This window comes from Cellulomonas sp. P24, from assembly GCF_024704385.1.
Lineage (GTDB): Bacteria > Actinomycetota > Actinomycetes > Actinomycetales > Cellulomonadaceae > JAJDFX01.
Map to the genome: position 1 here is coordinate 4,007,131 of NZ_JAJDFX010000002.1, position 11,336 is coordinate 4,018,466.

Annotated in this window: 11 protein-coding genes; 9 read left to right on the forward strand and 2 right to left on the reverse strand. The window is 70.5% G+C overall.

Going from position 1 to position 11,336, the window contains the following annotated elements; all coding sequences use genetic code 11:
- Positions 1–79 precede the first annotated feature (79 nt).
- Positions 80–874: a hypothetical protein gene (locus tag LJB74_RS18695; RefSeq protein WP_259309938.1), complete on the forward strand. Its 795-nt coding sequence runs from the start codon at positions 80–82 to the stop codon at positions 872–874.
- Positions 875–1,216: 342 nt separating this feature from the next.
- On the opposite strand, the gene LJB74_RS18700 is transcribed toward LJB74_RS18695, so the two are convergent.
- Both LJB74_RS18700 and LJB74_RS18705 read right to left on the reverse strand, forming a co-directional pair.
- Complete coding sequence (locus LJB74_RS18700; RefSeq protein WP_259309939.1) at positions 1,217–2,158, reverse strand: M56 family metallopeptidase; 942 nt, start codon at positions 2,156–2,158, stop codon at positions 1,217–1,219.
- Complete coding sequence (locus LJB74_RS18705; protein WP_259309940.1) at positions 2,155–2,544, reverse strand: BlaI/MecI/CopY family transcriptional regulator; 390 nt, start codon at positions 2,542–2,544, stop codon at positions 2,155–2,157. Before LJB74_RS18705 ends, LJB74_RS18700 begins: the two co-directional genes overlap by 4 nt.
- Before the next feature lie 146 nt (positions 2,545–2,690).
- Here LJB74_RS18705 and LJB74_RS18710 point away from each other — a divergent pair, with 146 nt between their 5' ends.
- The 8 genes from LJB74_RS18710 to LJB74_RS18745 all read left to right on the forward strand — a co-directional run bounded on the left by LJB74_RS18710 (position 2,691) and on the right by LJB74_RS18745 (position 11,325).
- Positions 2,691–3,338, forward strand: coding sequence for a DedA family protein (locus LJB74_RS18710; protein WP_259309941.1), 648 nt, complete (start codon positions 2,691–2,693; stop codon positions 3,336–3,338).
- A complete protein-coding gene (locus LJB74_RS18715) occupies positions 3,335–3,841 on the forward strand; it encodes a phosphatase PAP2 family protein (RefSeq protein ID WP_259309942.1) in 507 nt (168 codons plus the stop codon). Before LJB74_RS18710 ends, LJB74_RS18715 begins: the two co-directional genes overlap by 4 nt.
- 87 nt (positions 3,842–3,928) lie before the next feature.
- Positions 3,929–4,228, forward strand: coding sequence for a hypothetical protein (locus LJB74_RS18720; RefSeq protein ID WP_259309943.1), 300 nt, complete (start codon positions 3,929–3,931; stop codon positions 4,226–4,228).
- 92 nt (positions 4,229–4,320) lie between these two features.
- Positions 4,321–4,995 (forward strand): response regulator transcription factor, encoded by a 675-nt coding sequence (locus LJB74_RS18725; protein WP_259309944.1) that lies wholly within the window; start codon positions 4,321–4,323, stop codon positions 4,993–4,995.
- Positions 4,996–5,030: 35 nt separating this feature from the next.
- Complete coding sequence (locus LJB74_RS18730) at positions 5,031–6,332, forward strand: cell wall metabolism sensor histidine kinase WalK (RefSeq protein WP_259309945.1); 1,302 nt, start codon at positions 5,031–5,033, stop codon at positions 6,330–6,332.
- Positions 6,333–6,377: 45 nt separating this feature from the next.
- On the forward strand, positions 6,378–9,128 hold the full coding sequence (locus LJB74_RS18735) for a bifunctional lysylphosphatidylglycerol flippase/synthetase MprF (protein WP_259309946.1): 2,751 nt from the start codon (positions 6,378–6,380) through the stop codon (positions 9,126–9,128).
- The gene (locus LJB74_RS18740) at positions 9,125–10,435 is read left to right on the forward strand and encodes an esterase family protein (protein WP_259309947.1); all 1,311 of its coding nucleotides are present in this window, start codon (positions 9,125–9,127) and stop codon (positions 10,433–10,435) included. Before LJB74_RS18735 ends, LJB74_RS18740 begins: the two co-directional genes overlap by 4 nt.
- 152 nt (positions 10,436–10,587) lie before the next feature.
- Positions 10,588–11,325, forward strand: a complete 738-nt coding sequence (locus tag LJB74_RS18745; protein WP_259309948.1) for an ABC transporter ATP-binding protein — start codon at positions 10,588–10,590, stop codon at positions 11,323–11,325.
- Positions 11,326–11,336: the final 11 nt, after the last annotated feature.

The following is an 11,336-nucleotide window of genomic DNA, read 5'->3' on the forward strand; positions in this document are numbered from 1 at the left end:
GCCAGTGACCGACGGCAAGCCGGGGTCCTCACAGGGGTTCTCACAGGGTTCCTCCAGGAGGACCCCTCACGATGCGCGGGTGCTCTCGACCCTTCGCCTCGCGCCCTCGACGTCGTCGAGTGCGGTGCGTGTCGCGGAGGTCACGGCGGCGTTCTGGGTGATCAAGGGGCTCTCGACGGCGTTGGGTGAGTCGACGTCCGACTACCTGGTGTTCGCCGTCAATCCGGTGATCGCAGTCCTGGGAGCGTTCGTGGTGTTCGTGATCGCGCTGGGCCTCCAGCTCGGTCGCGGCCGGTACCACCCGGGGACGTACTGGTTCGCGGTGGTCCTGGTCGGCATCTTCGGGACCATGGCGGCCGACGTGGTCCATGTCGTGCTCGCGGTGCCCTACCTCTACTCGAGCATCGGCTACGCGCTGATCCTCGCCGCGGTGTTCTGGACCTGGTGGCGCGTGGAAGGCACGCTCTCGGTCCACGCGGTCACGACGTGGCGTCGCGAGCTGTTCTACTGGGCGGCCGTCGCCGCGACCTTCGCGACCGGGACCGCCGTGGGCGACCTGTCCGCGATCACCTGGCGCGTGGGCTACGCCGGTTCGGTCGCCGTGTTCGCGCTGGCGATCTGCGTGCCGGCCGCGGGCTACCGCTGGTGGCACTGGGGTCCGATCGCGAGCTTCTGGGTCGCCTACGTCCTGACCCGTCCCCTGGGCGCCTCGGTAGCGGACTGGACCGGCAAGCCGTCCTCCGTCGGCGGCCTGAGCCTGGGCGACGGCCTCATGAGCCTGACATTCGCATCGGCGATCCTCGTGCTGGTCACGCTGGTGTCCCGGCGAAGGGCATCAGCAGCGCCCATGATCGCCACAGACCCGTCGGACTGATCGCCCGATCCGCTCGTGACGGAGCCACTTCACGATGGTCCACCTCCGCTGGGACGCTCCGGCGGTACGTCGTTGCGACGGCGGTGTCACGTGGATGGCGCCATCTCGAGGGTCTTGGTTCGGTGACCACCCGAGCTCAGCTGCCGGCTCCGGCGATCGCCGAGCGCCTGATCGCCATGACGCGTCTCGCCGCTCCGAGTCACGCTCGTTGTCGTCGGTCAGGTGGCATCTTATTCTCGCCGCCAGGGTCTGGGACGGCTACGGTCTTCACGGCGTGGTCGATGCCTCCCACCGGAGGGCGGGACGGACTGGTTCTGGCGTCGGCTCCGGCGGGCGTAGGCGTCAGGCGTGCTGGGTGTAGCTGGCTTCAGCGGTTTCGAAGCGTCGTTCGGTCTGCTTGGCGGTGACGAGCGAGACCGCGCTGGTGACCAGGATCATGGCGGTCAGGGACGCCGCGAGGATCCGTCGATGCGGGGGAGGTGGTGCGAGCAGTGCGTGGGCTCGGGCGGCGACGTTCCCGTCGGCGCTGCCGAGCGCTCCGACGAGCGCGCGGCGATGTGCCGGGGCTGCCGCGCGCGCCAGGCCCGCGCGTGCCAGGGCGCGTGCTGCCAGCCGGCGGTCTCCGACCTCGGCCGCGGCGATCTCGTCGGCCTCGCGTTCGACTGCGGTGGCGATCGCGCGGGCGACGGGTCGCAGCAGGGGGTTTGCGGCTGCCGAGAGCTCGGCGACCTGCAGGTAGAGGTGGTGGCCGCGGGCCAGGTGGGCGGCTTCGTGGGCGAGCAGGACCCGTCGCTCGTCGCTCGACAGGGCGTGCAGCATGGCCGTGGACACGACGATGCGTCCGCGGATGCCGGGAAGGGCGTAGGCGTCGGGGTGCTCGTCCTCGATGACCACGAGTCCACCACCGGCATCGTCCAGATTCCGGCAGACGAGGGCGGCGGTGACGAGCTCACGGCCGCCGCGCAGGGCGCGTGCGGCGGCCGCGAGGACAAGGGCGGTCACCGTGGCTCCGGCGAACACGCCCGCGGCGGCGGGCACGTGCTGGCCGGTGTCGAGGGCTGCGACCGACCAGTGGCCGATGGCGCTCACGATCGGGACCCGGGCGAGCACGGCGAACGCGGCGACTGCCAGGGCGAACCCGGTCGCCAGCGCGCTGACCAGGGCGGCGGCCGTCAGGAGACGCACCGCGACGGCGGGAGGCAGCGTGCGCCCGAGGCGTGAACCGCTGAGTCCCAGTGCCGCGCTGGCGATCAACGGCCACAGCAGCAGGGCGTTGATGCTCATCGCGGCTCCGGGTGCTCGGTCGCGGCGAGAAGCGCCGCCAGGAGCTGCTCGTCCTCGGGTCGCAGCCCCGCGACGAACCGGGTGAGGACCCCGGCGCGATCGTCTCCGGCCTCCAGCAGCCGGCGCATGCGCTGGGCGGTCACCGACGACCCCATGGCCTGGGCGTCGCCGGCGACGGTGTACGTGTAGGCGCGCCCGATGTGCTCACGGACGAGCGCGCCCTTGCTGTGCAACCGCGTCAGCGTTGTCATCACCGTGGTGTACGCCAGGTCGCCTCCGAGCTCGGCCAGGACCTCGGCCACGGTGAGCGGATGGTCGGCGACCGCGAGGCAGGCCAGCACCTGGCGTTCCAGCGCGCCGCGCGGGCGAGCACCCGTGGTCGACATCGGGACCCCTCCTCGCGTGTACTACGATAATTTGTAGTACGACAATATTGGTAGTTGCCGGTAGGCACCAGGGTGCCATACCCACGCCCAGCCAACCCCACCGCGCACGCCCAGGCCGATCTCGTCAGCACCGGACAGGACGCACCATGCATCTCGCTGTCACCGCAGGACTGGTCTCCACCCTGCTGGACCCGCACGCCCTGCTCGCCAGCTTCGGCGCCCTCGGGGTCTTCCTCGTCCTGTTCGCCGAGACCGGTCTGCTGATCGGCTTCTTCCTTCCCGGGGACTCCCTGCTGTTCACCGCCGGGCTGCTGTGCACGACCGCGGCCACCTCGACCGTGCACCTGTCCCTGCCGCTGATACTCGTTGCGGGGGCAGCCGGGGCGCTCAGCGGTGCGCAGGTCGGATACCTGCTCGGGCGGCGCATCGGACCGGCGATGCTCGACCGGCCCGACCGGCCCCGCATGCAGCAGGCCGTCGTGCGCGCGTCCGGGGCCCTGGAACGCTACGGGACCGGCAAGGCGATCGTCCTGGCACGGTTCATCCCGCTGGTACGTACTGTGCTCAACCCTCTCGCGGGCACCGTGAAGATCCCGGTGCGGACCTTCACCCTGTGGCAGGTGGTCGGCGGCCTGGGCTGGTCGCTCGGTGTCACGCTCGCCGGCTACGGACTCGGCACCCAGGTGCCCAACATCGACCGATACCTGCTGCCGATCGTCGCGCTCGTCGTCGTCGTCTCCCTGATCCCCGTGGGGCTCGAGCTCCGCCGCACCCACCGGAGCTCCCTGTCATGAAGACACTCGTCGTGGTTCTCGCCCAGGTCCTGCCGCTGCTCGTCCCGGCGGTCGCAGCACTCGTGTGGTTCACCTTGCCCCGGGCAACCAAGATCGCACTGGGGCTCCAAGCCGTCATCGCCCTCGTCGTCGTCCTCGGCCTCATCCAGGTCGCCGCTGCCCTGCACACCGATCCGCGACCCTTCGCCGTCGACCCGTCCCTCACCCCGTTCTTCGCCCACCCGGCGGACAACGGCTTCCCGTCCGACCATACGGCTCTGGCCGCCACGGTCGCGTTCCTGGTGATGCGGTACCGCACACGCCTGGGCGTGATCCTGCTGGCCGCAAGCATCGTCGGGGGAGCCGCGCGTGTCGTCGCGCACGTCCACCACACCCAAGACATCGTTGCCGGCGCGCTCATCGCCGCCCTCGGCGTCGCCGTCGCGGCAGCCCTGTGGGGGTGGGTCCGCCCGCACCTGCCTCGACGCCTGGTATCCGAGCCAGACGCGGACCCGGTGGGCTGAACCGGTTGACAGGTCGTGTCAGGTTCCGTTCAGCCGTTGTCGCGCACGGTGAGGTCGTCAGCACGACATCAACTGGAAGGACTTCCCATGCAGATCAAGAAGATCGCGATCGGCGGCGCGGCAGCGACGACTCTCGGGCTCGCTGCGATGCTCGGGTCGGGGACCGCGTTCGCGTCGACCCCGTCGCCGGCGACACCCGTCGCCCCGTCGAGCAGCGTCCAGCAGGGCGCCTCGACAGCCCCCGACACCGGATCGGCGAGCGAGACGACCGGGGTGGAGGCTCCCGAGAGCGCAGCGTCGGGCGCCGAGTCCACGGTGTCCGACGGCCCTGGCGGCCACCAGGACCCCGCCGGCTCGGTCGACCACCAGTTCAACGGTCAGGAGTAACTGACGTAACGGGGGGACGGCCGTCGTGGCCGTCCCCCTGGGCGCGCGTAGGGTGTCCGCGCGTGCACTGCTGAGCTGGAGCGGAGACGACGGTGCGGGTTCTGGTCGTGGAAGACGAGCGTCCGCTGGCCGCTGCGCTGCGCCGAAGTCTGGAGTCCGAGGGCTTCAGCGTCGTGGTGGCCGAGAACGGCGTCGACGGTGACTGGCAGGCGCGCGAGCAGACGTTCGACGTGATCGTGCTCGACGTCATGCTCCCGGGCATGTCCGGCTATGACATCTGCCGCCACGTCCGCGCGCGCGACGACGCGACCCCCATCGTGTTCTTGACCGCGAAGGACGGGGAGTACGACGAGGCCGACGCACTGGACATCGGCGGCGACGACTTCATCACCAAGCCCTTCTCCCCGGTCGTCCTGGCCGCCCGGCTGCGGGCACTGCTGCGACGCGCCGGCGAAGGACCCGAGCCCTCCGTCGGCGTGGGGTCGTTGCGGCTGGAGCCTGCCAAGCAGCGGGCGTGGCTCGGCACCGACGAGCTGCGGCTGACCGCACGAGAGATGGCACTGGTCCGCTACCTCGTCCACCGGGCCGATCACGTCGTCAGCAAGACCGAGATCCTCGATCACGTCTGGGACCAGGCCTTCGAGGGCGACGCGAACGTCGTCGAGGTCTACATCGGGCGCCTGCGCCGCAAGCTCGCGCCGAGCCCCGACGTGGTGATCGAGACGGTCCGCGGACTCGGATACCGCTTGAGCGGGCGACCCTCGTGAGGGGTCCCCGCCCAGGGGTGCGTACCTCGACCACTATGTACGCGACCGCGGCCGTCGCGATCGTTCTCGCCCTCGCCGGTCTCGCGCTCGTCGCCCTGCTGCGCACAACCCTGACCACGGGTATCGACGCGTCTGTGCGCACGCGCGCCGACGAGATCGCTGCACTGGTGCAGGCAGGCACGTTGGCGACTGTTGTACCCGCGGCGCAGGACGAGGGCAGCGTGGTCCAGGTGCTCGACGGGACCGGTGCGGTGATCGCGGCCTCCGGCAACATCCAGGGTGAGCCGGCGCTGGTGGCGCCCTCGGTGGGGGGAGCCCTCCACACCGCGGCGGGCCTACCGATCGGTGCCGGCGACCGGTTCCGGGTCCTGACCACACAGGTCGGGACCGACACGGTCATCGTCGCTCAGTCCCTCGGCCCTGCCGACCGCGCGGTGACCAGTGCGGGCACGCTGCTGGTTGAGGTCCTCCCGGTCGTGCTGGCGCTGGTGGCACTGATCACCTGGCTAGGTGTGGGCAGAGCCCTGGCACCGCTCGAGCAGATCAGACGCAGGACCGCGACCATCGGCGCCGGCGAGGTCACCGCGCAGGTTCCTCTCCCACGGACCCGCGACGAGGTGTACCGCCTCGCCCAGACGATGAACGCCATGCTCGAACGCATCGGGGAGGCAAGCGCACGCCAACGCCGGTTCGTCGCCGACGCCTCCCACGAGCTGCGCAGCCCGCTGGCGACCATGCAGGCGGTGCTCGAGGTCGCCCAGGGACGCGACGAGCTGGCCATGTGGACCGTCGCCGGAACCGAGCTCCAGGCCGAGCAGGTCCGCATGCGCCGCCTGGTGGAGGACCTGCTGCTGCTGGCGCGCCTGGATGGGAACGCCCCGGTCGTCCGCAACGAGGTCGACCTTGACGACCTCGTTCACGAGGCAGCCGACGCCCTGCGCCGTACCGGCACGGTCCAGGTCGCTGTCGACCCGTTGCCGGCGCTGAGGGTGCGCGGGGACCGCGCCCAGCTCGCCCGTGTCCTGCAGAACCTCACCGACAACGCCCAACGGCACGCCACCTCCACCGTCCACCTCGCGCTGCTCCGCCGCGGTGACCGGGCCGTGGTCCAGGTCCGAGACGACGGACCTGGGGTCGCCCCGGTGGACCGCGAACGCATCTTCGAGCGTTTCACCCGACTGGACGAGGCCCGGGCCCGCGACCGTGGCGGCAGTGGCCTGGGTCTGGCGATCAGCCGCGAGATCGCCCGCTCGCACGGCGGATCGCTGCAGGTGCTCGACGGCGAGGCCGGCACCGGTGCGGTGTTCGAGGTCGACCTGCCGCTGTGGAACGGATGAGCTCTCTCACGCTCGTCTCAGGTCACCGCTTCTAGCGTTCACGGTGTGACTGGCGCGGCGATCAACCCCAGGCAGCCGCGCTTGTCCCCGGTCGGGGAGGCGCTGCGGCGCAGCCCGGTCAGTCTTGCGGCAACCGCAGTGTTCTTGCTGATCGGCGGGTTGACGGGGACGCTGCACCCGGGTCAACGCCACCCGAGCTCGATGATGCTGCTGCACGGCGCCCGCTCGCTCGACCACCCGCTGTCCGTGCTTTCCTCGCTGCTATGGGCACCGGGACTCCTTGAGCACCTGTGGGGCACCCTCACCCTGCTCACGCTCGGCGTCCTCGCCGAGCGGCGCCTCGGCTCCGCCCGGTACGCGCTCGCCGTGCTCAGCACGCACGTCGTGGCCGCGGGGGCGGTCGTCCTGGGCGCCTGGGTCATCGGGGGCTTCTTCCCGGCGTGGACCCGGGCGTTCCTCACGATGGCCTACGGCGGCCCCGTGCTCGGGGTGGTCGGCGCGGTGCTGGTGGCGAGCGCGACGCTGCCGACACTGTGGAGGCGCCGGGTCCGGGTGGGCAGTCTCGCACTGTTCGCCACGATGGTGCTGTTCTACGGGGGAGCCCTCGCGGTCCTGCTGCTGGCGGCCACGGTGGCAGGGCTGGTACTCGGGCACATCACGCACCCGGCCCGCCCGAGAGCAAGTCCGGTCGGCTCGGTCCACGAGGCGCGCGTGCTGGCGTCGGTCGTCGTCGCAGCAACCGGTCTCGGCCCCCTGCTTGCGACGCTCACCCCCGCCCCTGCCGGTCCGTTCGCGATGCTGGGCTACCTGGTGGCAGACGTGCGCCACGCGCGCCCGAGCGTGGTCGCGGCGTTGTGCCGCGATGCTCCGGGAACAGCCGGGTGTGCGATCGGCCACGCCACCCTGCACCCCAGCGTGGGCGCAACGCTCATGGCCATCCTGCCGGCGCTGCTGCTCCTGGTCTTCGCCGATGGCCTACGACTGGGCCGACGTATGGCGTGGGTCGGCGCGTTGGCCATGGAAGGAACTCTCGCAGGCGTCGCCGTCACCGACTACGTGCTGACCCTCACCGACGCCGGCCCGACGCTGCCCATCGCCTACCGCTTCGACGAGAGTCCTGTCCTGATGCTCACCCAGCTGGTCCTGCCCAGCCTCGTGCCGGTCACCGCGGTCGCCGTCATGCTCATCCTCCGGCGCGCCCTGTTCGCAGTCACCGCACCCCGCAGGGAAACCGCTCGGCTCGGCATCAGGCTGGCCGCGCTGGTGACCGCAACCGCCATCCTTTACGTGGGCGTGGGGCAGCTGGCAGCCGGCCAGTGGACCCTCGCCCCGACCCCCTGGTCCCTCGTGGCCGACTTCCCGCTGCGCCTGGTCCCCGCCGTGCTCACTGTCGGGGTATCTCCTGACCTCGTCCCGACCGGACCTGTCGCACAGGCACTGGGCGACTGGACCGGAGTCGTGCTGTGGGCGAGCCTCGCCGCCGTCATCCTGCGCTCGTTCCGATGGACCCCCACCGGCGCTGACCAGCGCGGCCGAGCGATGGCGATCCTCCTCGAGCACGGGGGCGGCTCTCTCGCGTGGATGGGACTGTGGGCGGGCAACACCTACTGGTTCAGCCCCGCCGGTCGCAGCTACGTCGCCTACCGCCTCGTGCGGGGGGTCGCCCTGACCCTTGCCGACCCCGTCGGCCCACCGTGCGAACGCGCCGACACCGTGCGTCAGTTCGCCGCATTCTGTGAGTCGATCGGCGCCATCCCGTGCTTCTACTCCGCCTCTGCCGAGCTGGAGAGCCTGTGCGCCGAGCGGGGCTGGCACAGTGTGCAGATCGCCGAGGAGACCATTCTTCCACTGGGGTCGCTGGCCTTCACGGGAAAGAAGTTCCAGGACCTACGCACCGCGCTCAACCGGGCGGACCGTGAGGCCGTGCACGTCGAGTGGCTCGACTACCGCACAGCTTCGCGAACCACGACCACCCAGATCCGGGCAATCTCCCACGACTGGGTCGCCCAGCAGTCGTTGCCCGAGATGGGCTTCACCCTCGGCGGGCTCGACCAGCTCGATGACCCGCACGTGCGCTGCGAGGTCGTGGTCGACGACGCCGGACTGGTGCACGCGGTCGCGTCGTGGTTGCCGATCTTCCAGGGCGGTGACGTGATCGGATGGACGCTGGACGTCATGCGGCGACGCACGGGCGCGTTCGCGCACAGCAGCGAGCTCCTCATCGCCCGCGCGGCCCTGGACCTCCAGCAGGAGGGATACACCATCCTGAGCCTGTCCGGTGCACCACTCGCGCGCGCCAACGAGCAAGCAACGACCGACCACTCGCGCGACGCGGACGCCCCACGCGGGGCCGGTGTGCTAGACCGGCTCCTGGACCGCGTCGGGACCCGCCTTGAGCCGGTATACGGATTCCGGTCACTGCTGCGGTTCAAGGCGAAGTTCACGCCGCAGTTCCGCCCCATGTACCTCATCTACGCCGACGCCGCCTCCCTGCCCACGATCGGCCGGGCGGTCGCTCGCGCCTACGTCCCGCACGCATCGCCCAGGATGCTGCTGCGCGTCGTGCGAACCATCGTGCTCGGACGCCCGCGCACCGCCCGACCCGCCTCGACACGCACCCGCCCGCCCGGCTCTACCGCGTCGACACGTCCGTGCACCCCACGGACTGCGACGGCCTCCACCCACGGCCAGCTCGACCCATGGGAGCACCCGATGACCGACCAGACCAGCACCCCGATCCCCGCTCCACAACCCTCTGCGACCCCAGGCGCGGCCGGAGAGGTCTTCCTTCGATGAGCGCATTGACCGGGTCGCTCCTGCGCCTTCCCGTCCTTGCACCCGGCGTGCTGGTCACCGCGTACTCGCTCAGCGCGCTCAGCGTCCTCTACCTGGCGGCTCGCCGCGCCCCGCGCTGGTGGGCACTTGCACCCGGAGCGCTAGCGGCCGGTGGGCTCACCGGCGCCCTCGTGCTGTGGGTCGTCGAAAAGCCGGTCGACATGTTCGGCACACCCCTGGGGTGGAGCACCCGCGCCTGGGTGGTCGCTTGCTTCGCCGTGCTCGGCCTCGTGTCGGTGAACCTGCGTCGCACGACGCTGCGCCGCAAGGCCGTTTCCCTGGCGGGTGCGATCACGGTAGTGCTCACCACGGTGCTCGGGGTGAACGCGATCTATGGACTCAACCCCACCGTGGGTGCGGTGCTCGGGCTCACCGCGGACCGGCCGGTGACGCTCCCAGCCGTCGCACGCGCCAACCTCTCGGCACCGTCGGCGTCACCGGCCCCGCTGTGGCAAAGCTGGCACGCCCCATCAGGCACCCCGACCCACGGCACGATCGGCACCGCGGTCATTCCCGGGACCGTCTCGGGATTCGCAGCACGCCCAGCCGGGATCTACCTCCCCCCTGCCGCGTTGACGACCAACCCCCCTGCTCTCCCTCTCGTCGTCCTGCTCATGGGGCAACCGGGTAACCCGGACCCGCACTCCATCGCCGCTACCCTCGACCGATACGCGGCGGTGAACCACGGACTTGCCCCGATCGTGATCGTCGCCGACCAGCTCGGCAGCCCGACCGTCGACACGCTGTGCTTGGACACCGCGCGCTATGGACACGTGGCGACGTACGCGAATACCGATGTCGTCGCCTGGGCGCGGACCCACCTGAACATCCGCACCGACCGGGCGAGCTGGACGATCGCGGGCTACTCCAACGGAGGCCAGTGCGCCATCTCCTTCGCCGCCTCACACCCCGAGCTGTGGGGCAACGTGCTCGACATCTCCGGTGAGGAGTACCCAGGCGCCGAGCATGCCTCCCGAACCCTGACGGAGATCTTCGCCGGCAACCAGGCCGCCTATGACGCCCACAAGCCGGTCGCGATCCTGTCCCACCACCACTACCCCGACACCACAGCGATCTTCACCGTGTCCACCGACGACACCTCCTACATCCCCGGAGTCAAACGGGTCGCCGCCGCCGCCAGTGCAGCCGGGATGAACGTCACCCTCCACGAGATCCTCAACGGAGGCCACGGCGCCGGTGCCCTCGACGGGGGCCTGGAGAAGGGATTCCGCGTCCTGTACCCGCGCCTGGGACTGAGCCACCCCTGACGGCCGGCGCCATCAGCGGGCACCTTCGCACGGCCAACCAGAACACACCGGACCGGACCTGCCATGAACGTCGCGCGCGCGGCGAACCCGCCCTGTGGAACCAATGAGCTCTCTCACGCTGGTCTCAGGTCACCGCTCCTAGCGTGGCGATCATGACTGACGCGGCGATCCACACTCAGGGACTGAGCAAGTCCTACGGCGACAAACCCGCCCTGCGCCACCTGGACCTCACGGTCGCCACGGGGGAGATCTTCGGACTGCTCGGGCACAACGGCGCCGGCAAGACGACCACCGTGAACCTGCTCACCACGCTGCTCGAGCCCACCGGAGGGGCCCTGCGCATCGGCGGGCTGGACGGTGCACGTGACCCTAACGGTGTCCGGCGCCTGATCGGGTACCTGCCAGAGAACGTGCAGTTCTACGACAACCTCACGACGGTGGAGAACCTGCGGTACTTCGCCCGGTTGTCCGGGCTGCGCCGACCGGACGGGCGCATCCGAGAGGTCCTGGAGTACCTGGACTTCACCGGCCACGACCACGAGCGCGTCGGCACGTTCAGCAAGGGGATGAGACAGCGGGTCGGGATCGCCCAGGCGATCGTGCACTCACCGCAGATCTTGTTCCTCGACGAACCGACGTCGGGCCTGGACCCGCAAGGAGTACGCAACCTGCGCGAGATCATCGTCGGGCTCAACCGCGACCTCGGCATGACGATCTTCATGAACACCCACCTGCTCGCCGAGGTCACGCGCACCTGCACCTCGATCGGGATCCTGAGCGCTGGAGAGCTCGCGTACCACGCGTCAATGGAGGAAACCACGCGCGCGTTCCCCGGGGAGGAGTCCCTGGAGGACATCTACCTGCAGATCGAGTCCCAGAGGGCCGCATGAGCGCCCCGGCC